This is a genomic window from Borrelia puertoricensis (genome assembly GCF_023035875.1).
In the GTDB taxonomy this organism is placed as follows: Bacteria; Spirochaetota; Spirochaetia; order Borreliales; family Borreliaceae; genus Borrelia; species Borrelia puertoricensis.
The window spans coordinates 547,984-572,941 of record NZ_CP075379.1 but is presented as its reverse complement, the minus strand read 5'-3'; the positions used below and the strand labels follow the sequence as shown (position 1 = coordinate 572,941).

Below are 24,958 nucleotides of genomic sequence, written 5' to 3'. Positions count from 1 at the left end.
AACATCAAAATTAATAATGAATATCAAATAATATTAATAGGGTGTTTATGGGTAAAAAGCTACTTTCAATGCTCTCTAAAATTTTTATGCTGCTCTCTTGTATATTACTTTTTGGAGAGTCCAAAAAAAATATAACTCACTATATAATGAATCACTCAAAGGTTTATATTCCCAAAGAAGACTTAAGTGAAGATTTTGACAACGAAGAAGAAATAATTTATCACAAGAGAAATGAAATTTCAAAAGATAACAACTCAAATGCATCAAGTAAAAAATCAAATAAATTTAAAGTTTCAAAACAACTTCAAGTATCAGATAACGGAAAAGCTAGAAATAATACCTTAACAAATGAAAAGTTACAATATCCACAAAGTCTAAACACAAAAAATTTTTACTCAGAACAAGAAAATATAGACGATTGGTTCATAAAAGATATAAATAACTTAAAACTTAGAATTGAAAACTACGAGAAAAAAATAGAAAATATAGAAAATTTTTTAAATCACACAAATATAAAATCAATAAAAAAAAATAATGAAGAATATGAAATTTTAACAAAAAGTTTAAAAGAAATCATTGAAAAGATAAAAAATCTAATTAACATAAAAGAAAATTTATTTAATCATGCCCTTCAATCAAAAAACAAGCATTACAACAATGATCAAGAATATGAAGAAAATCAAAATGAATATATATCAAATGAAGAATATAATTATCCACCTGAAAAAAACACATATGATATGCATGCTCAAGAACAGGAATATCTCAACTCAGAAACCCAAATCCTAAGTGAACTGGATAATAAAATCAATAATAATAAAGACACTCTCAACAACAATACTCACAAATTAAGTGAACTGGATGACAAAATCAATAATAATAAAGACACTCTTAACAACAATACTCACAAATTAAGTGAACTGGATGACAAAATCAATAATAATAAAGACACTCTCAACAACAATACTCACAAATTAAGTGAACTGGATAATAAAATCAATAATAATAAAGACACTCTCAACAACAATACTCACAAATTAAGTGAACTGGATGACAAAATCAATAATAATAAAGACACTCTTAACAACAATACTCACAAATTAAGTGAACTGGATGACAAAATCAATAATAATAAAGACACTCTTAACAACAATACTCACAAATTAAGTGAACTGGATGACAAAATCAATAATAATAAAGACACTCTCAACAACAATACTCACAAATTAAGTGAACTGGATAATAAAATCAATAATAATAAAGACACTCTCAACAACAATACTCACAAATTAAGTGAACTGGATGACAAAATCAATAATAATAAAGACACTCTTAACAACAATACTCACAAATTAAGTGAACTGGATGACAAAATCAATAATAATAAAGACACTCTTAACAACAATACTCACAAATTAAGTGAACTGGATGACAAAATCAATAATAATAAAGACACTCTCAACAACAATACTCACAAATTAAGTGAACTGGATGACAAAATCAATAATAATAAAGACACCTTATTAGCATTTCAAAAAGAATTAATAGACTTAAAAAATAATCATGATGCTAGCTTAAAAAATATCGAAAATAATTTATCTTCAATAGAAAAAGTAATCAATGCACTAAAAGACAAAATTGATAAAAATACAGAATTATATGAAGAGAATAAAGATAAAATTCAACAAAAGCAAGACAAAATAAATATATTAGATGAAAAATTAACGAATAATGAAAATGATATTTTAATACTTAAAGAAGAATTTGCAAAATACAAAAATAAAGACCTATTCACACATGACAACAGAGAACCACAATACATAAAAAAGGAATTTTATCCTAAAAATGAAAAAACAAAGCATAAAAACACTGCAATAAAAACTGCTGAATTTACAATATATCCAGATACACATTCAAACAATTATAATTTTAAAGATCAAAGCAGTGAGTTTGATTTTAAAAAATCTAACGGATATTACATTGAAATAGAACCAACAAAAAATTTATATAGAGCACAAGAAATTTACAAATTAATACCAAAATACAATGTTAAAACCCATTTTATTAACCCATCACTCAAACATAAAGAAAAATTTTTCAGAAACTTAATAAAAATAGAACATACAAATGAAATAGGAACTCTATACAAAAACCTAGCATCTGAATTTAAAAAAATAAGAATAATAAAATAAATTTAATTATCTAAATCCACAAAATCTTTAATATCAAAGAGACCAAAGGTTTTAATTCTCAAATTATTAGCTATTTTCAATTTTGATCCAGGATTCTCTCCAACAAGTAAAAAATCTAAACGCTTAGTAATTGCACTATTGAAAATAGCACCTTTTTTAGTAATCTTTTCAATAAGAACATCTCTAGGATACCCTTTAAAAGAACCTGTAATACAAAATTTTTTGCCAAATAAAAAAGAGTCATCCACAGCATAATTAGTATTATATTCTTCCAATTTAAACCCTAATTCTTTAAAAACATTAAACTTATCAAGAATAGTCTTATCATTAAACGCTTCAATAATATTTAAAGCTATCCTCTCACCTATTCCCTTAATCTTTAAAAGTTTGGCAAGAGCAGCCTCTTTATTTTTGCAAAGAGTCCTAATTATATCAAACGAGTTTAAATTGTTATTAATTAAAACCAATATTGTATTTGCTCCAAGCTCTTTAATTCCCATCCCAAGAAGCAATTTTCTAAATGGCCTACCTTTACTATCGCTAATTGAACGCTTTAAATTATCTATTCTCTTAAGATCAAAACCCCTTAAATTAATAAGTCTATCAAAATTAAAAGTATAAAGCTCAATCTCCGAAGATATAAACTTCATTTCAAAAAGGAATTCTATTGTTTTCCCTGAAAGTCCTACAATATTCATGCATTTCTTACTACAAAAATATTTTATCTGTTCAATTATTCGATAAGGACAATGTTTATTTACACAAAAAAGATGTGCCCCCTCTTTAATTAAAGTCATTTTACATGAAGGACAATTACTCGAAATTTTAAAACTACCAATCGCAAGCTTCTCTACCAGCAATTCAACAGCAGGAATTACATCCCCACGTCTTGAAATCGCAACAACATCTCCAATATTTAAGCCAATAGAATCTATATAATCTTGATTATGCAAACTTGCATTAGTAATAAAAGCCCCCGTAACAAATACCTTCTCCACATGTGCAACAGGAGTAATTTTGCCACTTCGGCCAACCTGAACGACTATATCAACAATTTTGCTTACGCCTGTGCAAGATTTAAATTTATAAGCTATTGACCACTTCGGATGATGAGAAGTATATCCTAAAATCTCCCTTAAAATAAAGCTATCAACTTTCAACACAACACCATCAATTTCATATTCTAAAGAATCTCTTCGCATCTCTATCTTTTTAACATGATTAGTAATTTTCTCTAAGTTTTTGCCACCAAAAAATTTACAAAAAGGATTAATTTTAAATCCAAATTTCTTAAGCTTATCAAACGCATCATGATTAGTACTCAATCCCAAACTAGAATATAAAATATCATAAACAAAAATATCTAAAGGAAAACTAGCAACTTCTCTACTATTTATTCTTCTCAATATACCTGAGGCTAAATTTCTAGCATTAAGATAAGGATTCTTTAATGTATGATTTATTTTCAAAAAATTTTCCTTAGTAATATAAATTTCACCCCGCAATACCAATTCAACCTTTTCATCAATAGATAAAGGAATATTTTTAATTGTTCTAATATTCTCAGTAACATCATTACCAACCCTTCCATCTCCCCTAGTCAAAGCTCTCTGCAGTATCCCATCTTTATAATAGAGAACAATTGAACACCCATCAATCTTGGGCTCAACTGAGATGCCAGTATAAGCCCCCAAACTAGAACCTTCTAAAACCATTTTCTCAATCCACAACAATAATTCCTTAATATCATAAGCCTTATCCAAACTCAATATAGGTAAAGGATGTGCAACCTCTTCAAAATTATTTAAAAGATCGCTTCCAAACTTAAGAGTGGGAGAATCCAAAGTTTTATATTCAGGATACTTACTCTCCAAATCTTGAAGTCTTAAAATAGCTTTATCATAAGTCAAATCACTCACACTGGGTGAGGAATCAACATAATACTCTTTATTCCATTTCTTGATCTTATCTCTTAAACATAAAATTTCATTTTCTATATCTTTGATCATAAATTTAACACTGAACCTACCCAAAATTCACATTATATTTTAACAAAATAATATAAATAAAAATATAAATTTTCAGGGATAAGTTATTGAGTAATAAACTCATTCATTCTAAAATCTAAAGTAAAATACAAAATAGATAATTATGCATGATATCTTTATTTATATTAAATGATATTTAATATGTTATCATGTTAAAATTAGATAAGGAGTTGGGTTTGGAAGAAAATAAAAAGGCCTTAATAGTTGATGATTCTATTTTTATGCGAAAAAACTTAATCAAGATATTGAAAAAACTAGGCTTTAACGAATTTTTTGAAGCAGAAGATGGAATACAGGCTATTAAAGAATTCGAAAAACAGGAAAAAATTCATCTAATAACTCTTGATATAACAATGATGAGCATGGATGGCATTACAGCCCTTGAAAAAATAAATGAAGTTAACAAAAAACTTGCACGAAAAATGAATGTATTGATGGTTACAGCACTTGGAAAACAAGAACTCATTGCAAAAGCTTTAGAACTTGGAGCAAAAGGATATATTACAAAACCTTTCAAAGAAGAACAAATAGTAGAACAAATACAAAGATTAAACTAGGAGAACATCCTTGATAGCAAAAGAAGAAATCTATAAAAAAACACAAATCAATACATCCAGTCCTATATCAATATTGGTAATGCTTTATGAAAAAGCAATACAAGATTTAGAGCTTGCCAAAGAATTTTATAAAAGTAAAGATCTAACTAGTACAGCAAAAGCAGATGAAAAAGTTTACCATGCACAAGACATCATCATTGAATTAATGTCTACACTAAATTTCGAAGATGGTGGAGATATTTCAAATAACTTATTCTCAATATATTCTTTTTTAAACAAAACATTAGAAAATGTTACATTAGAAAAGAATAGGGATAATATTCAAGAAGTTTTAAAGCATCTTAAAAATCTGCACACAGCTTGGAAAGCATTGCTTAAAAAAGATAATAATATTATTAACAAGAAATTAGGAATCAATATTGTCAACTAATAGAATATTAAAAATATATTTAAAAGATTTAATACTTGAACTAAAAAAATTAAAAGCTATTCTAAAATTTGAAAATGAAGAAATCAATAAAGGAATGCTAAACATGTTAAATATTACAAATCCTGCAAAGGATTTAATCTTAAATTCAATCAATAATTATTATATAACCATAAATTCATGGCTAGAGGGACAAGAACAAATGCAAGAAGAAATTAAAAAATTAATTGGGGACACTTGCTTGTTAAAAGAAAAAATATGCGTTCAATATCAAAATACACACAAAACTTTAAAAAGGATATTTGCCCAAAAAACAACAATACCAAAAACACAATTTTCTAAAACTCTCTTTAAATACAATAACCCAATTTTAGTAGATGTAAAAATATGAAAGAAATTTACCTAATTGACGCCTTAAATATAATATTTAGAAACTATCATGTAATGAAAAACAATCCTTTAACAAATAGCAAAGGAGAAAATGTTAATGCATTTATTGGATTTTTCAAAACTCTTTTTTTCATAATAAAAGAGAAAAATCCAGAAAATCTAATCGTAACTTTTGACTCAGAGACACAAACATTTAGACAACAAAAGTATCCAAGTTACAAAGCAACAAGAGATGCTCCTCCAGATAATTTAATTCCTCAAATTTACTGGATCAAAGAAAGTTTAATAAAAGCAAACATCCCAATGTTCGAAATACAAGGATACGAAGCTGATGATCTTATAGCCAGCTTTGCAAAAAAAACAGAAAGCAACAATTACTTAACTTATATCATTTCTCCAGACAAAGATTTATTACAACTGATGTCGGATAAAACCAAAATAATTAAAATCGAGAATAGTAGCTTTGTGGAAATGGATAATGATTATGTGATAAAAAAATTTGGAGTAAATAAATCCCAAATCAAAGATTATTTATCCATTGTTGGAGACAGATCAGATAATATACCAGGTATCAAAGGAATTGGGAAAAAGGGAGCTGTCAAGCTATTAAATGAATTTCACACATTAAATGGAATATACGATAATTTAGACTCCATCAACAATAAATATAGAGAAATATTACTAAGAGAGAGAGAAAATGCCTTTTTAAGTTATGAACTTATAAGTCTTGTAGACGATCTAAAATTGCCATCACTTGAAAAATTTAAACTGAAAAACTTAAAAGAAGACATCCTTTCATTATTTGAAGAATATTCTGCAACAACCCTAATTAAATCTTACAAGACTATATTAAAAAAAAGATATGCTACAAATCAAACACAAAAGTCACTCTTTGAAACCAACATAAATCAAACAGACACAGAGATTTCACAAACAACATCACCTTCAAATGCTCTTAAAACAATACAAGAAGAAAATATCAAATATGAAACAATATTAAAAAAAGAACAACTTGACTTACTAATAGAAAAACTAAAACAAGCAAACTATGTAGCAATAGATACAGAAACAACTTCGCTTAATGTCAATGAAGCGCAAATCATAGGAATTTCGGTTTCATTTAAAGAATTTGAAAGCTACTATATTCCTATAGAAACTAAAGAAAAAAAAACTATTGAAAAAGAATACATAATCCAAAAATTCAATGAATTTTTTAAAGCAAAACCTAAGTTAATTGGTCAAAACTACAAATTCGATTACAAAATACTTAAAAAACATGAATTTAATGCAATCCCACCTTACTTTGATACAATGATAGCAGCATATGTTATCGATCCAAACACAAAAGTATCTCTTGATTTCTTAGCAGAAAAATATTTAATGCATAAAAATATCAGGTACGAAGAAATAGTAGCACAAAATAGTACTTTGAAAGACGTCCCACTTGAGATAGTCTCCAATTATGCTGCTGAAGATGCTGATATTACTTTCAGGTTATTTAAAATCTTTACAAAAAAACTAAAAGAAGACAAGCTTGAAAATCTAATGACAGATATAGAAATGCCATTTAGCAATGTCATTACAGAAATGGAAGAAAATGGAATTTATCTTGATAAAATTTATCTAAGACAATATGGCTGTGAACTTGATAAAGAATTAAAATTAATTGAAAATGAGATAATAAAAAATATAGGTATTGAATTTAATCTAAATTCAACGAAACAATTACATACAGTCTTATTTGAAAGATTAAATCTAGTACTACCCCAAAATGTCAAGCAAGATTCAACAGATATTAAAGTACTAGAGACAATAAAAGAGCAACATGAATCTATACCAAAACTCATACAATATAGACAAATCGCAAAACTAAAAAATACATATACAGATAATTTAATAGAGTTTGTAAATGAAAAAACAAATAAAATACATACAAATTTCATACAAACAAAAACAGCAACGGGTCGCATTTCAAGCACCTCACCTAACCTACAAAATATCCCAATCAAAGATGAAAAAGGACGTAAAATAAGAGAAGCATTTAAGCCTGAGAAAGGCAATATTTTTATTTCTGCTGACTATTCACAAATTGAACTTGTTATACTAGCCCACCTCTCAGAAGACGAATCACTAATTGAGTCATTTAAAAATAAAAAAGACATTCACATAAAAACAGCATCACAACTCTTTAAAGTAGATGAGGAAAAAGTAACATCTTCCATGAGAAGAATAGCAAAATCAATTAATTTTGGAATAATTTATAGAATGTCAGCCTTTAGACTCTCAAAAGAACTGTCTATTAAAAGAGAAGAGGCTCAAAAGTTCATCGATGCATACTTCAATCTTTATTCTAAAATAAAAACTTTTATACAAAATCAAATAGATTTTGTCAGACAAAATGGATACAGTGAAACTCTTCTTAAAAGAAGGAGATATATAAAAGAAATTAATAGTCAAAATTACTCAGAACGCTCAGGAGCTGAACGAATAGCAATAAATAGTACAATTCAAGGCAGTGCATCCGATATAATGAAAATCGCAATGATTAAAGTATATAATGAACTTAAAAATAAAAACTTAAAGTCAAAAATACTCTTACAAGTACACGATGAAATGCTAATCGAATCACCCGAACAAGAATGTGAAGAAGTAAACAAAATAATCAAAGAAATGATGGAAAATGCCTATCCTTTAAAACTTCCTCTAAAAGTAAATATTGAGACTGGAAAATCATGGGGAGAAATTCATCAATAATTGGCATAACTGGTAAAATATCAACTGGCAAAGACACCGTTTCAAAAATCATTAGCAGTGAATATGGCTTTCACGAAATAAATGTAGATAAAATTGGACACATAGCCCTACAAGCAAAACAAGACACAGTAGTCAAGATATTTGGGAAACAAATATTAAATAATAAAAACGAAATAGAAAGAATAAAACTGAGAAATATTGTATTTAATGACAGAAAAAAACTAGAAAAATTAGAAGCAATAACACATCCCCTTATATATAAAGAAGTAGAACAAGTAATATTAAAGAAAAAATTTGATAAAATTATAATTAATGCTGCACTACTTTTTAAATTAAATCTTGCAAAATTCTGCGGGCATATATTTATAACAAAAACAAATGATGAGATAATAAAAAAAAGACTCAGATTAAGTCGCAATATTGATGAAAATTCGATTATAAATATTCTTAAGTGTCAAAAAGATATTTTTTTAAACAAAAACATTCTAAATTCAAAAATAATAAATATAATTAACAATAAGAGCTATGAATATCTAAAAAATGAAATTAGGACAAAGATGAAAGAGGTAATATAGATGAGAGATTTTAATGAAAATAATAACAAAGGATTTTTAGTAGCATTAACTTCAATTGTAATTGTTTGTACAATTATATTTCTTGGAATAATTATTTTCTTCCCAAATAAAAACTTAGCCTCCGACATCGCAAGTAAAAATATTATTTTACAAGAGACAAAAGATGAAAAAGTTATAGAAAGTGAAAACAATGAAGATACTTTAGAAATAACTGATAATCCAAATGAAATCATAATTGACCTTACACAAGAGGTCAAACAAGATAAAAGTTTCAATAGTAGTATAAATCAAAATAATAAAAAAATTATTAACAAAAAAGAATCACAGAGCATAAATCAAAATAAAACTACAAAAACATACACAAAAGAAGAAAAATTGCAAAAAACACAAACACTTGCAAAGACAAATCAAGAAAACAAAAAAGAACAAAAACACAATAACTTTGAAAACAAATATGACCCTCTAAAAGAATACTACATACAATTTGCATCACTCTCAGATCCAATCTCTGCTGATAACAATATTCAAGAATTGATGAAATATAAAATAAATGCAAAAATTTATTCAGCAACAATAAACGATAAAGACACCTATAGAGTCAGATCTGGACCTTACAAAACCATATCAGAAGCAAAAATTGATCTCAATAAAATATCAGGCTCAAGTGAATTTAAAGATGCTTACATATTAACTATTAACAAATAAATCAAAATTAGAGACATACTTATGATATTTCTCTAAATAAACATCATGCATACTGGCACTAAAGGATATAACCTGTTTAAATTTAGCAAGCTTTTTAAATGCCTTATCTAAGCTATCGAACTCCCCTAAGCAACAAAAAGCCAAGATTGCATTACCGATAATCTCGGCATGTTTAAACTCAAAAATCTTTAAATCTTTACCAATAATATTCGCTTTGAGTTCATTTAAAAACAAATTATCTGAATTAGAACCACTCACAAAAATGTCTAAAACATCCCCTTTAAAAGATTTAATCTGAAGTATTTTATTGTAAAAGGAAAAATAAGCAGCTTCAAGAATTGCAATTCCTACCTGTAAAGGATTATCTACTGTTCCGAAAATACCTTTACTCAAATTATCTCTTATTTGCGAATCTATTAAAATATGATCAGAAAAAAGCTTCCTCTTACTTAAATAAAAATAAACACTACCTGAATCATATACTCTAGGAATCTCTTCAAAAAATTCCTCAAACGATTTTTTCTTTTTAAATAATCTATCTTTAAACAATTGCAATAAGTATCCAGAAGGAACTATTCTTCCAATAACAAATAAATTATCTAAAAAATAAGGATACACCAAAGAAAAATCTGACAAATATGAATCTGAGATAAAATTCAAACCCTCGCTTGTACCTGTTCTATTTGATACAATTCCAGAAAAGAATGCCCCACTTCCAATAAGCACGCTTAAATAATCCATTCCAGCATTAATTACTTCTATCCCACTATCAATGCCAAATTCAATACTAGCACTATTAGTAACCCGGCCAGCAACCTCTCCCATCCTTAAGAAAGGGGGAAATTTATTTGTGTCAAGATTATACTCTCTTATTTCAATATCATTCCAAATAAAAGGGATATAAGACAAACTTGGATAGCTTGTAATCAGATTACCTGTAAGCAAATAAATAAAATATTCAAAACAAGATACAAAATATCTGACCTTGCCATAAACTCCCCTCTCAACTGTGCTAAGCACAAAGGGTAAGAAAGATGACTTTCCTCTAAAGTTACCAACCACCTTAGAAGAATTCCAATGTAAAACTTCCAAAGGCACCAAATTTGAATCAAGAGCTATTAGACATGGAGAAATCCCACTAATAGAAATACAATCTATTTTTTTATACTTAAAATTAGAAATTATTCTCTTGAAAGCAAAAAGCCATATTTTATAATCAAAGTTTTCAAAATCAATACTGAAATAATCAAAATAATTTACATCAAAACCCTCTAAAACCCCATGATGAGAATTAATTAAAGCAGATTTTAAAGTACTAGTACCAATATCAATACTGAGTACATCCATAAAATTAACTCTTAGAAATCAAATTTTGAATGTCATGACTTCTATCAAGAATTTTTTGCAAACTAATCCTATTGTGAATGGCAAAAATTGCACCTGCAAAAAGATGTGCAACATTAGCCTCATAATACCAAGGTTTACTTATAAGTCTATCATCATGATACACAGCATTTGTCCCAATTATTTTATAAAAATAGCCTTCCTCATAAGCTTTATCAAAATATTTAATTGCATCTCCATTAAAAAATGGAAGACTTATTGCACATATAATCTTCTTAGCCCCCATACTTTTTAAAAGTTTCACAGCCTTAATTAAAGTTCCACCAGTAGCTAAAATATCATCACTCATAAAAACATTTTTACCCTCAACATCTCCTAAAAGTTTAGTAACAGAAATATTAGAATCGTTCACATTATGAGTTACCTTTGAATAATCTCTTTCCTTATAAAGCAAAGCTAAAGGCCTTTTAAGATTAGACGCAAAAAATTTGTTCCTATTAACAGCACCTGTATCAGGAGAAACAACTACCAAACTTGAATCTCTAATATCTATTAATTCAGCTAAAGCATCAAAAATTTCATAAGATGCATTCAAATTTTCAAAATACGTTTTTCTAAAAACATTTTCAATCGCTTTTGAATGAATGTCTAGTGTTAAAATATGTTTAACTCTCAATTCTTCTAAAAATCTCCCAAAAAGACTTGCTGTTAAACCTTCTCTTGAATGCTTTTTATCTTGCCTCGAGTAAGGATAAGAAGGAATGATAACACTAACAGAATTAGCCTTAGCCTGCATGCATGCATCTACTGTGGTCATCAAATTCATTAAATGATCATTAATTGTCATTACTACTTTTTCATTATTATTTACATTAACTGGATAAGTATTAGAAACATCTTGCACAATAAAAATATCTTTATTTCTTATGGTTTTTAAAATTTCTGCTTTAAATTCACCATTAGCAAACTTAACAAAGTTTACAGGAATTTCCACCGACTCATCAAATCTTAAGTTAGAAAATTCAAGTCCTTCTAAAAAAGGAGACAAAATTTCTTCAAGCTTCAAGACATCTTCTTTGAAACAACTAGAAGTTTGCGAAATTTTTTCAATAACTTCACTCTCACTCTCTAAAAATATTTTTTTAAGTTCTTCCATTATTTTATCTGCAAATACCCTTCCACCAGGACAGGCAATAATTCCTATTGATTTCTTAATAAGCAAACCCAATTTTAAAACTCCCTACCTCAAACAAAAACTCTTTACTTCATTGTACATCAATACAAATAATTCACACAAGATTAAGGAAAATCTCTAAAGTTAAAACAGTAACAATTTTAATCATGAGCAAATTAAAACTAGACAATGCAATAAGCTTAAAAATGCAAAAATTTATTTATTATCCACCTAAATAACTCCAAACTCAAACCCTATACCAAATTTAAAATCAGAAAATTTATTATTCTGAATATTCCAACAATAATATCCCTCAAGTACCAAAAAGGCAAATGTAGATCTTGCACCAAGATCCCAACCAAAAATACCATATTCATCCATGATGGAATCCCTAAAAGCAGTAGCCATATTAACTCTAGGTCCAGTCAATAATGCAACAGCTCCAATAAAAAAATCTAACCTTGTATAAACTCTAGATTCAATAGTTGCAATGAATGAAAAAATATCATTCAACCGTCCCTTACAATTAACATACCTCAATACATTAAAACTAAATCCAAGTTCAAAACCAAGCGAAAAAAAATCATCAAATTTTGCTCCCATTTGAGCATATCCTCCATAAGTTAAACCGGTCTTAGCAATATTAACCATATCTGCAAAATCTGTAACGATTTTTTCTCTAGCCAAATCAGACATATTACTCTCAAGTTCTTCACCAATATATAAAGCTGTATTATAAAAGTTTGAAATAGTACTAACCGGAAAATCCAGACCCACTCCCAAATTAAGTTCAAAAGCAACATCCGAGAAAGCATTACCTGTGATAAATATCAATAAAGTTAAAAATAAAATCTTTATCTGCATAATACTTAAGTCTCCCAAAATATTTAAATGAATTTTCACATTAAGATCATTAAAAAATGAATGCCAAAATTAGCATAAAACAATCTTTAAACTTTAATTCTCCAAAACGGACGAGACTATCTCACTTGCATTAGAAGGAACTGAATATTTTAATTCCTTATATTTCAAAATATACTTCTTTGCAGTTTCCATGTCCTTCTTTAAATGATAAATATAAAAAACATTAAATAAAGCTTCTTGATTAGCAGGTGCGATTTCCAAAGTTTTTAAATAAAATTTCAAAGCCTCTTCTAAATTTTCCTTTTTAAAATATAGATAAGCTTTTAAATTAATCAACAAAATATTGTCCTGATCATTTTCCAATAAAGATTCAATCTTTAAGCCAGCCTCATCATATTTCTTCAAATTGATATAAGCCAAAATAAAATTATAAGTAGACGCATCATTCACATTAGAATTAAATTTAATAGCTTGTTCATAAAGCTCAACGGATGACTGATTATTACCAAGTTCCTCATTTAATTTGGCAAGCTTATAATACTCATCTGAAATAGCTTGATAATCTTCAGCAAAAGTTTTACAAGACAATATAAAATAAAAAAGGAAAAAAAATAAACCCTTATATATCAAAACACAACCCAAATACTAGACTAAAATAAACATTACAAATTTCAATCAATATCAATGCCTAAATAACTACCGGAATCTCAAATCCAAATCCAGCCCTTAAATCTCTATATTTAAAATCATTAATAGAAAATAATAATGACGATTCAAAACTAAGAAAAGCTAATCTCAATCTAAGACCTGTTTCAATAACATTAAAAGGATTGGTTACTTCGCCATTACCAATTAAATTTCCTGCATAAACAGGATCTACAACTAAAGATCTATCACCAAAACCTGAAAATAAAGTAGCTGCTAAATAATAAATATCATATTTTATAAATAATCTTGGCACTATCCCTGAACCCAACTTAACAGGATAGGAAACCTTTAAAAGGTTTAAATTAGGAAACATCATCCTTCCAAGATTCACACCAAATCCAAGTTCAAATCCATAATAAAAATTACTGCTAGCAATAGGAAGACCAATTTGAAAATAACCTTGAAAACCAGTACTAAATAAAGGTGACAATTTTTGCCGCAAAGCATCATTTAAAACAGTCCCTGGTGTAGAAATTTCTTTACATAATCTCAAAAAATCATCTTTATTACTAATTCCAAACTCATTTAATTGACTAAATATTACTTCTTTTAATTCAAGAGCGCGTTTTGCCGTTTTTTCTAAATCAACTAAGAGCTTTCTTATACTCGATCCAGTCTCACCTAATTTTTGAAGCGTAACCTTTTTGTTCAATTTACTCAATGCACGCAAAAATTTTCTCAAATCATGAGTACTATTAACAAGCGAGTCTAAATCATCCAAATCCGACTCCTCCATATTATTCACCTGTGAATTTGGATCCTTCCTATTCTTAAACAGCTTAGTGAGAAGACTTAAATTGTTTTGGAAAGAACTATATAAAGAAGATGCACTATCCTCAAATTCACTTAAACGATTAAGAAAATTATTTTGAAAATTTGTCAAGATAGTAAATAATTCAAAACTTATCAATTTATCTAAAACTGTACCAGTTTTTCTATTAAATAAAGAAAATGATTCAAGACTAACTTGTGTACTAAAACCCGCTGAGAAATATACAAACTTGGCATAAGATGTACTAAAAGACAAAAATAGTATTATAGTAATTAAAAAATTTTTCATATCCTAAGCCCTTACAAAATAATTACGCCATAATAACATTTATTGCAAAAAAATACAACCTGATTTCACTTTTTTAATCAAATCATGCTATCCCCTATTATCAATTTAAAAGAAACAAATTAAGAAGAATTCTTAATGTATAGGAATCCTTCTTCTTAAATAACTAAGTCAACAACTAAAATTAAAGCTTTTCCTGGTCATACTTATTAAATATATGTTCCGTTAAATATTTACCAACTGACCTTTTCTCTTGTACAAGCTTAGATATTATATTAAAGTGCCTTGGTTCAATCTTAAAATATTTATAGGCTCTTCCGTCCTTAAAAAATACAGAAAGTTCAGACAAAGCAGAATCATAATCAACCTGACATATTTTACTCAATTCATGAGATATTGTTAAAGTATTCAAACTTATATCCTCCAATGATTAATTCTTAGGAGTATAAAATATAAAGTAAAGAAAGAGTAAATTCATTAAATATTAAGCATTTTTAATCAATGAAATCAAAATTTACTAAATGATATATTCCTTATAATTAATTGTATATGTTTAATACAATTTAGTCAAGCAAGTCTATAAATAACTAGACTTGCTCACAAGCTACAATTGAAAAATAATTAATTAAATTTAATAAAACAAATAAAAAATTAAAATTCAATACGAAAAATCCCCTGCTAAAAAAAGCAATTAAATACATTACTTAACCTTTTAAACAATGAAACTTCCTTAAGTCAAAATCTACCAAAACAGTTTCAAATAGACTTTTTTTAAAAAATCATGTAGAATAGTTAAGGTATTTAGTGTTCTTAAGTATAACATCACTCAGGAGGAAAATATTCCATGGACTATAAAAAATTGCGAAACATAGGTATTAGTGCCCACATTGATTCAGGAAAAACAACACTCACAGAACGTATTCTTTTTTATTGCAACAAAATTCACGCCATTCATGAAGTAAAGGGAAAAGATGGAGTTGGAGCAACAATGGATTCAATGGAACTTGAAAGAGAACGGGGCATCACAATTGCATCTGCTGCAACTCACGTCGAATGGAAGAACCATCCAATAAATATTATTGACACTCCAGGTCACGTTGACTTCACAATTGAAGTTGAACGTTCACTTAGAGTGCTAGATGGAGCCATACTTGTTCTTGACTCTGTTGCAGGGGTTCAATCTCAATCAATTACAGTTGATAGACAATTAAAAAGATATAATGTACCACGTCTTGCTTTCGTAAATAAATGTGACAAAACTGGAGCAAATCCTAACAATGTAAAAGATCAGCTTAAAGATAAGCTTGGTTTAAACTCAGTCTTAATGCAACTTCCGATAGGACTTGAAGATAAACATATGGGCGTTGTGGATCTTGTTTTAATGAAAGCCTACTACTTTGAAGGCAAAGATGGAATAGAAATTATAGAAAAGGAAATTCCTGCTGAGTTAATCAATGAAGCTGAAGAAAAGAGAAAAATAATGCTTGATGCTCTATCCGATTTTAATGATAAACTTATGGAACTTCATATGGAAGGAGAAGATATAGATGTAGAGACAATATATGATGCCATTAGAACAGGTACTTTGGCTTTAAAATTTTGTCCTGTATTTATGGGTTCTGCTTATAAAAACAAAGGTGTTCAACTTTTACTTGACGCTGTAAATAGATTTTTGCCTTCTCCCCATGACATCAAAAATGTGGCTCTTGATTTAAACGAAAACGAAAAAGAAATTGAACTTAAAACTGATGAAACCTTACCAACCGTAGCACTGGCTTTTAAATTAGAAGATGGTCAATACGGTCAATTAACTTATGTAAGAATATATCAAGGAATTTTAAAAAAAGGACAAGAACTAATAAATTCAAGAACTTCTAAGAAATTCAAAGTTGGCAGACTTATTAGAATGCATGCTAATAACACTGAAGATATTGAATTTGGAAGCAGTGGGGATATCGTTGCATTATTTGGGATAGAATGCGCATCAGGAGATACATTCTGTGACCCTTCAATTAATTATTCAATGACATCAATGTACATTCCAGAACCAGTAATATCTTTATCAATAAAACCCAAGGATAAAAAATCAGCTGATAACATGGCAAAAGCTCTTGCAAGGTTTACTAAAGAAGACCCTACATTCAAAACTTATGTAGATGCCGAATCAAAAGAAACAATAATACAAGGAATGGGTGAGCTACACTTAGAAGTTTACATTGAAAGAATGAGAAGAGAATTTAAAGCAGAAGTTGAAACAGGAATGCCTCAAGTAGCATATAGAGAAACCATTACAGACAAAGCCGAATTTAATTATATTCATAAAAAGCAATCAGGGGGTGCAGGTCAATTTGGAAGAGTTGCTGGATTTATGGAACCACTTGAGAGTGAAGGACAAACTTATGAATTTGTCAATCTTATAAAAGGTGGAGTAATTCCAACGGAATACATTCCATCATGTGACAAAGGATTCCAAAAGGCTATGGAAAAGGGAACTTTAATCGGCTTCCCAATTGTCGGGATTAAAATCACAATTAATGACGGTCAATACCATGTTGTTGACTCATCAGATATTGCATTCCAACTTGCAGCAATAGGAGCATTCAGAGAAGCTTATAATAAGGCAAAACCTACAATACTAGAGCCAATAATGAGAGTAACTCTTGAAGGTCCAACCGAATTTCAAGGCAATATGTTTGGTCTCCTAAACCAAAGAAGAGGAATAATTTTGGGCTCTGTTGAAGAAGGAAATTTCTCAAAAGTTGAAGCTGAGGTACCTTTAAGCGAAATGTTTGGATTTTCAACCGTTTTAAGGTCATCCACACAAGGAAAAGCTGAATTTTCAATGGAATTCCTAAGATATGGAAAAGTTCCAAGTGTAACATTTAATGAATTATGCAAAAAATTTAACGAACAAAAATAAGGAGGAATCATTATGCTTGAATTAACGCATGAAAAACAAGAAATAAGGATAAAAAACAAATTTTTGGCTCAGGTTTTTGGATTAATGGCAATTGGTCTCTTAATATCTGCAATATTTGCATACACAACATCTGAAAATCCTGCAATGCGAGCTATAATATTCACAAATCCAATGTTATATATAGCAATGATACTTGTACAATTTGGACTTGTTTATGCAATAAGTGGAGCAATCGAGAAAATATCAAGCGGCACAGCAACAGCTCTTTTTCTAGGGTACTCAGCTTTAACAGGAGTAACACTATCTTCTGTATTTATGATATATACTCAAAGTTCAATATTCTATACATTTGGAATTACTGCTCTAACTTTCCTTTCAATGTCCTTTTACGGATACACAACAAGCACAGATCTTACAAAAATGGGAAGCTATTTTATTATGGGATTATGGGGCATCATTATTGCATCTATCTTTAACATATTTTTTAGAAGTTCAGGTCTCAATTTTTTAATCTCAATTTTAGGTGTCATATTATTTACAGGTTTAACGGCTTACGATGTGCAAAATATTTCTAAAATGAATAGAATGTTAGAAGACGGTACTGAAATTAAAAGTAGAATGGCGGTTGTAGCCTCTTTAAAGCTTTACCTAGATTTCATAAATTTATTCTTATATTTACTAAGATTTTTAGGAGAAAGAAAAGATTAAAAGCCAAAATACAAATTTAAAGCTAAAGTAAAAATGAATGCTTAAGTCAAGCATTCATTTTTAGGAGCCAAATTGAGCATAGATACTCTAGAATTTGAAGAAAACAATACCCAAAATGTTATAAAGGGCAATTTTGAATTTGAAGGATATATAGAAAGCAATAAGCCAATAATCATTGAAGGAGTACTTAAAGGAATCATAAATTCTACAAGTTCAATATACCTAAGAGAAAAAGCTAATGTAGAAGCAGAAATAAAGTGCAATAATTTCCTAAATCATGGAACAATGAAAGGTAATGTAGAGGCTTTAGAGACAATAAAAATTTATAAAACTGGAAATTTGATCGGAAATATTAAAACAAAGGAACTTTTCATAGATTCAGGGGCACTCTTTAACGGAAATTGTGAAATGGAGGAAAAAAGTGATAAATAAAAATTTTTACTCAAAAATAATTCTAATACTACTCTTATGCCTAAGCCTCCTAAATGCACAAGAAAAAGAAGATTCGCTTCTACTCTACAGACAAGGCAAATTTCAAGAAGCTATTCTCAATACCCAAAACGAAATAAAATACAATCCAAATAATTTAGATGCAAGAGTAATACTTATATGGAGTCTAATAGCAACAGGCGAGTACAAAAGAGCAGAACTAGAATCCATCAAAGGACTTGAAATAAATAAGCATGATGTAAGAATAATCCAAGCATTAGGAGAATCATATTTTTTTCAAGGACAATATAAAAATGCTCTTAAACATTTTCAAAAATATATTAGTCTTGAACCTAATGGAGCAAGAATAGCTAAAGTATATATTTTAACTGCAGACTCTTTTCACAAACTTGCAAGATATAATGAAGCTGATTTCGCATATGAAAATGCTTTAAGATTTTTACCAAATAATCAAAACATACTATTAAAGCTTGCAAAAGCAAGGGTTAATGCAAAAAATACAATCTTAGCAAAAGAAATTCTAACAAAACTGCTAACCTTAAATCCCAATCATTTAGAAGCAAAAAACCTGCTAAAAAAGATAGAAAAAAATAATAATAATCCTTGACATTATATTTGTAAGCATTTATCCTATTTATTAGTTTATTAATAAACATGGGGCTGCTAGCTCAGGTGGTCAGAGCATCGGATTCTTAACCCGCAGGTCACAGGTTCGAGTCCTGTGCAGCTCACTTGCATGGATTAAGCCAAAAATTTTGCTTATTGCAAGATATTGACATACTATAAGATAAATGGTATAATTAGATTTGGCAAATTTAATTATTTAAGGGCTCATAGCTCAGCTGGTAGAGCATCGCCCTTTTAAGGCGAGGGTCGTAGGTTCAAGCCCTACTGAGCTCAATTTTTCGTCCTCTTCGTCTAGTGGCCTAGGACTCCAGGTTTTCATCCTGGCAACAGGGGTTCAATTCCCCTAGAGGATGTAAATAGAGAACTCCATGAGATTCTCTATTTTTCATTATTATATACAATTGTAGTAATTGAATATAATAATGAAAAATATCCTAGCGGTATTAATTTTATTAACAAGTTTCTATATAATATACGCAAACAAAAAAGAAATCAAATTCCCGATCAGCCATAACAATCAAAAAAAAATATACTATGATGAAGACAAAATAAATCACGTTGTACTAAATCTTCAGATCAATGAAAATGCAAGCATAGAAATCAACACTCAAGACAAAAATTACTCATATAATATTCCAAAAATCATTAATCAAGATAAAATATTAACAATAGAAATCAAAATGAATAATATCAAATCCATTAATCTAAATAACATTGTAATAAAAAATTCAAAGAGTAAAACAGCAAGTTCAAATCCTCAAAAATTTAAAATATTAATCAGTCAAAATGAATATTTTATTAAATTTAATCTTAACAATAATATGTTTCCCATTATAGGCTTTAAAGCAAAAGAAATAATATTAAGTCCCATGATCACAAACTTATGTTCAGAAAAAGAATCTCAAAAAATAGTATTATCTAATTTTATCAAGTACACATCACTAGAAAATAAGAATGATGAAATAAAATTTACTAAAAACAACAATATGATTCAAATAAGCGAAATTGGATATATTGACATGAATGATTACTACGATATAAACAAACCAATAAATTCTGATTTAAAATTCATCTTTAATTATAAAAAAGAAAATTACAGAAGGGATTCATTTGAGCTATTTAAGCTAATAGCAGAACCTGACATATATGTACTAAAATTTAAAAACTTAAACTATCAATCTTTAATGTTAAAAAGAATTGTATTTTTTATCGAAAAAAAAGGATTTAGGGGAATGTTATTATCAAACAACGAGCTAAAAAATAAAGTAGGATGGAAAGGCCACAATTACAGACTTAAAGATATAATTACGTTTTTCAACGTAGCACAAAAATCAAATATCAAACTAAATAAAGAAGAAATAATTTTAAAAAACTTAGTTATAATCAATAAATTAGCACATATTGAAAACAATACAATTAAAATAAAAGATAAATCAAGAAATATTGCATTTGCAACTTATGCAGAAGATGAAACTATATCAAAAACAGATCAAATGACAATATTTATGCATGAAATCTTACACATGTATTTCTTCACAGACAATAATTTCAATAAAGCAATCTCTAATTTCTGGAATAAAAATGTCTCATCTAAAGACAAAAAATCCTGGATCAAATTTTTAGACAATAAAGGTTATGATGTTAAATCTCAATATTTAATAATAAACGAATTCTTCACCTATACCACTCAAATTTCAAAAAAAGATATTGCAAAATATTTGATTAACAGCAAATATTTTCCCAAATTTGGACTAAAGAGATATGAAAAATGGGCTATAAAATTGGAAGAATTATTATGGAAAGCAAAAGGACTAATAGCCGGGGAACTATTAATCCTTTTTGAAGACAAAATATGATATATGCTAATAAAAATTTCAAATTAATTATCCTTTTCTGGCAGCAAGATAATCTCTGCCCCTTGCTTAAAATCTATTTTCTTAAACAACAGATTTATCATATCTTTATTTAAAGTATTTTCAATAAATTTAGCACTGAAAGTATCTTTTAAAGCACCATACCAAAGAATTGAACCTAATATCTTTGAAAGCCAATACCCATTAGATTCAGAACGAATACTATTATTTTTAATAATATTTTTCTTAACATAATCAAAATCTTTGTCTACAAAATCTGATTTTTGTTTTTTCAAGATATACTCATTAACAACCTGCAATACACTATCTAAAACTTTAGGTTCAACCGTAAAATACACAGTCATAAAACCATCCGAATTAGAATGTTTTCTAAGTAAATAATCAAAAGAGACTCCTATTGAATAAACACTAGACATTTCCCTTCTAACGGTTTTAACAAGATCTTCTGTTAATAGCGATGCTAAAGCTTCATAATTCAAAATATTCTCAGGTGTATAATTGAACTTAAAAGGATACAAAATGTACACTAGACTACTTGAATCCTCACCCTTTCTTATAACTATTCTATCCGTGCTGTTTTTATAAGAATAATCCAAATCTCTAAACTCATTTAATTTTTTTGAACTTAAATTACCTAAATACTTACTTGAAAGATTTTTTATTGTCTCTAAATCAACATCTCCTACAAAGACAAATTTGAAGTTGTTTGCATAAGTAAACCTTTTTCTATAAAAATCTAAAAAAATATCTTTAGATACATTTTTCAAATCAGATTCTTTAATATCTCTCAAACGATAATCATCATTGTTATAAAATCGCTCAACAGCACCGTAAAAAAGATGTTTAGAACTATTTTCTCTACTCTTAATTCTTGCTTTTACATCATCAATGATACTTTGTAAAACAACATCATCTATCTTTGAATCATTAAAGGTAAAGTATATAAGCTTAAAAAGAGTTTCAAGATCTTTAATATCAGCACTACCATTAATACTTGTCATTTGATCACCAACTGTTGGTGATAAACTTACAATCTTGTCTGACAAATATTTTTCAATTTGAAGCTGAGAATAATCTCCATACCCTGAACTAGAAACTACTCTTGGAGCCAAAGATAAAATAGGTATAAGCTCAGCATTCTCACTTAACAAACCACCCCAAGAAGATGCACTAAAATCGACTATATTTTGCTTATTCTCATTATGTTTAAAATAAACTTCAACTCCATTTTCCAGCATAAAGGATGAAATCCCATCAAACAATTCTTTCTCATCAATAATATCTTTGTGTTCTAAAGATTTTTTAAAGAATTTTCCTTGAATAGATACATCATCATAAGGTTTAATTTCTCTCTCTAAAGCAAAATTACGCAATTCTTTTATCTCTTCAAAAGTTAAACTAGGATGATACTTCTTAGAATAAGAATAAATAATAGCCATATCATCTATGGATGCTTCATTTCTGGCAAAATCTGATATTGTTTTTAAACTAATTTTATTTAGATGATCAACAAAAATATCAAAATACTCATCCATATCAAACATCAAATAACCTTGAGACGCCACATCTACTAAAGTATTCGCAATACTAGATGAATATCGCTTATTGACATTATCCTTGTTTAGTTTAGCAGAACTTATAAGCTTAGATTTGATCTTATCAATTTCCCCCTTTGTAAAACCAAATCTCTTAATTCTCTCAATTTCATAAAAAAATCCTTCAATAGCTTCTTTAAAATGCTCTGGATTAATTTTAAAAGAAATTTCATTAATTAAAATATAATTATCATCTGATTTAAATTGTGAATCAAATTTATCAAAGGACATAAAATAATTTGTTCCAGCGATCTTTAACTCATAAAATCTATTTACAAAAAGCTCGTCTAATAAGGTTTTTTCAACCAATCTTTTAACATCATCAACAGTGCTAAAATCATTCTCAATCTCCTTTTTAACAACAAAATTCATACTAGGAAATGGTGTCTCAATATCTTCTATACTTACAAAAGTTTTATCAATAATAGTATCCAAACTTATTTTAACCCTTTCAGGCTCACTTACTGGTTTTTCTAACGATGCAAATCGTTCTCTTACTTTCTTTTCAATTTTATCAGGGGCAATATCTCCCACAATAATGATGCTGGTAAGATCTGGTCTATACCATTTTTTATAAAATCTCTTAAAATCTTCTGATTTGAAAGATAAAATTCTCTCTTCAAGTCCAATAGGGAATCTGACTGCATATTTACTATTATTAAAAATAACCCCAAATATTTTTTCAGCGACCCTACCAGCATAATTCTCTCTACGCTTTTTCTCTTCAAGAATAACATTACGCTCTTTATCTATTTCTACCTCATCAAATTTAACTTGAAAAGCCCAATTCCTTAACACATTCAAGGCCTCATCAATCTCTGACTCATTACCACCATCTGGCAAATCAAGATGATAATAAGTTTTATCAAAACTAGTATAAGCATTAATATCAGCCCCAAATTTCATCCCAAATTTTTTAAGAACTTCCAAAATATCCTCACTACCAGGATAATCTGTTGTACCCTTAAAAGCCATATGTTCAAGATAATGCGCCAAACCTCTCTCATTTTCCTCTTCATTTAAAGAGCCAACATTAAACAAAATTCCCATATGAACAGCCTTACTTGGAAGTTGATTGCCATAAATATAATATTTAAGTCCATTTTTAAGCTGGCCACTTACTAAGTTTTTATCAACCTTTAACTTAGAAGATGAACAAGATAAAAAAAGAAAGACCAAAATTAAAAAGATAAATTTTAATATGCTAATATTGTCAATATGTTTACATTTCATTTTATTTTCCTTGAGTTGATTTTTACGTTATAAATTTTTTTTATTTCTCTAAGAATAGACGAAAATCCAAAATCATACCAATCATTAATACCCTTTAACCTAGCAAGAGGAAACAATTCATAAAATAAAAATAAAAGTTCTCCTTTAGATAACTTTGAAATATCATCAAAGTAAACTCTCTTATTCAATTCCCCAATATAAACAAAAGGTTTCAATTTATCTAAAACAAATTTACTGAAATCAGGATTTTCAATACTCATCTCATAAATTTCAATAGTAGTATGATCATTTGATAAGCTATCATAACTTTTAAAGGATATTGGCTCTAAAATCATAAACTTACCATCTTGAATACCCACATTCCGCCCATCTAAAGTTTTCAAAAATCCATCATTATCATCAAAGTAAACAAAAATGTCTAAAGATTTTGAGGCTTTTAAGACAAATTTCAAACTATTATAATTTTCTGGACGTTGTAGAGTATTAATATGTTGAATACCATCCAACTTATTACCACCACTTAAAACCTCAAAACCCATTTCAGATAAAACCTGCTTAGCCAAATCAATATATGTAAAAAGCTCATTCTTTTGAGTTAAATATCTCTCTCGCTCCAACAAGTGGATCACAAATAATAGATCTTTCTTCTCAAGACTGCGATAAAAATCAATACTCTCTAAATTAATCCCAAAACTAAAACCATGAACAAAAAAAATCAGAATAGTTATAAAATATCTACCCATATACATCTCTCAT

Annotated in this window: 21 protein-coding genes and 3 tRNA genes; 15 read left to right on the top strand and 9 right to left on the bottom strand. The window is 28.3% G+C overall.

Features of this window, described 5'->3' with window-relative positions; all coding sequences use genetic code 11:
• Nucleotides 1–146: 146 nt before the first annotated feature.
• Nucleotides 147–2,192, top strand: coding sequence for a coiled-coil domain-containing protein (locus bpuSUM_RS02775; RefSeq protein ID WP_247065692.1), 2,046 nt, complete (start codon nt 147–149; stop codon nt 2,190–2,192).
• 2 nt (nt 2,193–2,194) lie between these two features.
• Here the strand turns inward: bpuSUM_RS02775 and ligA are convergent, their stop codons facing one another.
• A complete protein-coding gene (gene ligA, locus bpuSUM_RS02770) occupies nt 2,195–4,201 on the bottom strand; it encodes an NAD-dependent DNA ligase LigA (RefSeq protein ID WP_247065691.1) in 2,007 nt (668 codons plus the stop codon).
• Between the two features lie 215 nt (nt 4,202–4,416).
• Between ligA and bpuSUM_RS02765 the strand changes: the two genes are divergently transcribed.
• From bpuSUM_RS02765 to bpuSUM_RS02740, 6 genes are read left to right on the top strand one after another with little or no spacing between them, the layout of a single operon-like run.
• Nucleotides 4,417–4,797, top strand: coding sequence for a response regulator (locus bpuSUM_RS02765; protein ID WP_247065690.1), 381 nt, complete (start codon nt 4,417–4,419; stop codon nt 4,795–4,797).
• Nucleotides 4,798–4,807: 10 nt separating this feature from the next.
• The gene (fliS, locus tag bpuSUM_RS02760; protein WP_247065689.1) at nt 4,808–5,227 is read left to right on the top strand and encodes a flagellar export chaperone FliS; all 420 of its coding nucleotides are present in this window, start codon (nt 4,808–4,810) and stop codon (nt 5,225–5,227) included.
• On the top strand, nt 5,217–5,615 hold the full coding sequence (locus tag bpuSUM_RS02755) for a hypothetical protein (protein ID WP_247065688.1): 399 nt from the start codon (nt 5,217–5,219) through the stop codon (nt 5,613–5,615). Before fliS ends, bpuSUM_RS02755 begins: the two co-directional genes overlap by 11 nt.
• Entirely contained in the window at nt 5,612–8,368 is a 2,757-nt protein-coding gene (gene polA, locus bpuSUM_RS02750; RefSeq protein ID WP_247065687.1) for a DNA polymerase I, read from the top strand. Before bpuSUM_RS02755 ends, polA begins: the two co-directional genes overlap by 4 nt.
• Nucleotides 8,347–8,943: a dephospho-CoA kinase gene (gene coaE / locus bpuSUM_RS02745; RefSeq protein ID WP_247065686.1), complete on the top strand. Its 597-nt coding sequence runs from the start codon at nt 8,347–8,349 to the stop codon at nt 8,941–8,943. Before polA ends, coaE begins: the two co-directional genes overlap by 22 nt.
• Nucleotides 8,944–9,648 (top strand): SPOR domain-containing protein, encoded by a 705-nt coding sequence (locus tag bpuSUM_RS02740; protein ID WP_247065685.1) that lies wholly within the window; start codon nt 8,944–8,946, stop codon nt 9,646–9,648.
• Here bpuSUM_RS02740 and bpuSUM_RS02735 read toward each other — a convergent pair.
• From bpuSUM_RS02735 to bpuSUM_RS02710, 6 genes are all read right to left on the bottom strand, one after another.
• Complete coding sequence (locus bpuSUM_RS02735) at nt 9,631–10,995, bottom strand: xylulokinase (protein WP_247065684.1); 1,365 nt, start codon at nt 10,993–10,995, stop codon at nt 9,631–9,633. The genes bpuSUM_RS02740 and bpuSUM_RS02735 overlap by 18 nt on opposite strands.
• A gap of 4 nt (nt 10,996–10,999) precedes the next feature.
• A complete protein-coding gene (locus tag bpuSUM_RS02730; RefSeq protein ID WP_247065683.1) occupies nt 11,000–12,220 on the bottom strand; it encodes a ribose-phosphate pyrophosphokinase in 1,221 nt (406 codons plus the stop codon).
• Nucleotides 12,221–12,397: 177 nt separating this feature from the next.
• Nucleotides 12,398–13,033, bottom strand: a complete 636-nt coding sequence (locus bpuSUM_RS02725; protein ID WP_247066302.1) for a hypothetical protein — start codon at nt 13,031–13,033, stop codon at nt 12,398–12,400.
• Between the two features lie 90 nt (nt 13,034–13,123).
• Nucleotides 13,124–13,657: a tetratricopeptide repeat protein gene (locus bpuSUM_RS02720; protein WP_247066294.1), complete on the bottom strand. Its 534-nt coding sequence runs from the start codon at nt 13,655–13,657 to the stop codon at nt 13,124–13,126.
• Nucleotides 13,658–13,718: 61 nt separating this feature from the next.
• Nucleotides 13,719–14,798 carry a hypothetical protein gene (locus tag bpuSUM_RS02715; RefSeq protein WP_247065682.1) on the bottom strand — a complete coding sequence of 360 codons (1,080 nt, stop codon included), beginning with the start codon at nt 14,796–14,798 and terminating at the stop codon, nt 13,719–13,721.
• Between the two features lie 181 nt (nt 14,799–14,979).
• A complete protein-coding gene (locus bpuSUM_RS02710) occupies nt 14,980–15,207 on the bottom strand; it encodes a KTSC domain-containing protein (protein ID WP_025375539.1) in 228 nt (75 codons plus the stop codon).
• A 432-nt stretch (nt 15,208–15,639) separates the two neighbouring features.
• Here bpuSUM_RS02710 and fusA point away from each other — a divergent pair, with 432 nt between their 5' ends.
• The 8 genes from fusA to bpuSUM_RS02670 all read left to right on the top strand — a co-directional run bounded on the left by fusA (nt 15,640) and on the right by bpuSUM_RS02670 (nt 21,356).
• Nucleotides 15,640–17,715 (top strand): elongation factor G, encoded by a 2,076-nt coding sequence (gene fusA / locus bpuSUM_RS02705; protein ID WP_247065681.1) that lies wholly within the window; start codon nt 15,640–15,642, stop codon nt 17,713–17,715.
• 12 nt (nt 17,716–17,727) lie between these two features.
• Entirely contained in the window at nt 17,728–18,423 is a 696-nt protein-coding gene (locus bpuSUM_RS02700; protein WP_247065680.1) for a Bax inhibitor-1/YccA family protein, read from the top strand.
• A 72-nt stretch (nt 18,424–18,495) separates the two neighbouring features.
• Nucleotides 18,496–18,855, top strand: a complete 360-nt coding sequence (locus tag bpuSUM_RS02695) for a bactofilin family protein (RefSeq protein WP_247065679.1) — start codon at nt 18,496–18,498, stop codon at nt 18,853–18,855.
• Complete coding sequence (locus bpuSUM_RS02690; RefSeq protein WP_430644648.1) at nt 18,845–19,480, top strand: tetratricopeptide repeat protein; 636 nt, start codon at nt 18,845–18,847, stop codon at nt 19,478–19,480. Before bpuSUM_RS02695 ends, bpuSUM_RS02690 begins: the two co-directional genes overlap by 11 nt.
• 50 nt (nt 19,481–19,530) lie before the next feature.
• Nucleotides 19,531–19,604, top strand: a tRNA-Lys gene (locus bpuSUM_RS02685).
• A gap of 96 nt (nt 19,605–19,700) precedes the next feature.
• Nucleotides 19,701–19,773, top strand: a tRNA-Lys gene (locus bpuSUM_RS02680).
• A gap of 7 nt (nt 19,774–19,780) precedes the next feature.
• A tRNA-Glu gene (locus bpuSUM_RS02675) sits at nt 19,781–19,853 on the top strand.
• Nucleotides 19,854–19,922: 69 nt separating this feature from the next.
• A complete protein-coding gene (locus bpuSUM_RS02670; RefSeq protein WP_247065678.1) occupies nt 19,923–21,356 on the top strand; it encodes a hypothetical protein in 1,434 nt (477 codons plus the stop codon).
• Nucleotides 21,357–21,379: 23 nt separating this feature from the next.
• On the opposite strand, the gene bpuSUM_RS02665 is transcribed toward bpuSUM_RS02670, so the two are convergent.
• Nucleotides 21,380–24,202, bottom strand: a complete 2,823-nt coding sequence (locus bpuSUM_RS02665) for a M16 family metallopeptidase (protein ID WP_247065677.1) — start codon at nt 24,200–24,202, stop codon at nt 21,380–21,382.
• The gene (locus bpuSUM_RS02660) at nt 24,199–24,945 is read right to left on the bottom strand and encodes a hypothetical protein (RefSeq protein WP_247065676.1); all 747 of its coding nucleotides are present in this window, start codon (nt 24,943–24,945) and stop codon (nt 24,199–24,201) included. The genes bpuSUM_RS02665 and bpuSUM_RS02660 overlap by 4 nt, the downstream gene beginning before the upstream one ends.
• Nucleotides 24,946–24,958 lie beyond the last annotated feature (13 nt).

Coding starts and splice junctions, on each gene's coding strand:
- bpuSUM_RS02775 (WP_247065692.1), top strand. CDS start 147: ATGAATCACTCAAAGGTTTATATTCCCAAAGAAGACTTAAGTGAAGAT.
- ligA (WP_247065691.1), bottom strand. CDS start 4,201: ATGATCAAAGATATAGAAAATGAAATTTTATGTTTAAGAGATAAGATC.
- polA (WP_247065687.1), top strand. CDS start 5,612: ATGAAAGAAATTTACCTAATTGACGCCTTAAATATAATATTTAGAAAC.
- coaE (WP_247065686.1), top strand. CDS start 8,347: ATGGGGAGAAATTCATCAATAATTGGCATAACTGGTAAAATATCAACT.
- bpuSUM_RS02740 (WP_247065685.1), top strand. CDS start 8,944: ATGAGAGATTTTAATGAAAATAATAACAAAGGATTTTTAGTAGCATTA.
- bpuSUM_RS02735 (WP_247065684.1), bottom strand. CDS start 10,995: ATGGATGTACTCAGTATTGATATTGGTACTAGTACTTTAAAATCTGCT.
- bpuSUM_RS02715 (WP_247065682.1), bottom strand. CDS start 14,798: ATGAAAAATTTTTTAATTACTATAATACTATTTTTGTCTTTTAGTACA.
- fusA (WP_247065681.1), top strand. CDS start 15,640: ATGGACTATAAAAAATTGCGAAACATAGGTATTAGTGCCCACATTGAT.
- bpuSUM_RS02700 (WP_247065680.1), top strand. CDS start 17,728: ATGCTTGAATTAACGCATGAAAAACAAGAAATAAGGATAAAAAACAAA.
- bpuSUM_RS02670 (WP_247065678.1), top strand. CDS start 19,923: ATGAAAAATATCCTAGCGGTATTAATTTTATTAACAAGTTTCTATATA.
- bpuSUM_RS02665 (WP_247065677.1), bottom strand. CDS start 24,202: ATGAAATGTAAACATATTGACAATATTAGCATATTAAAATTTATCTTT.
- bpuSUM_RS02660 (WP_247065676.1), bottom strand. CDS start 24,945: ATGGGTAGATATTTTATAACTATTCTGATTTTTTTTGTTCATGGTTTT.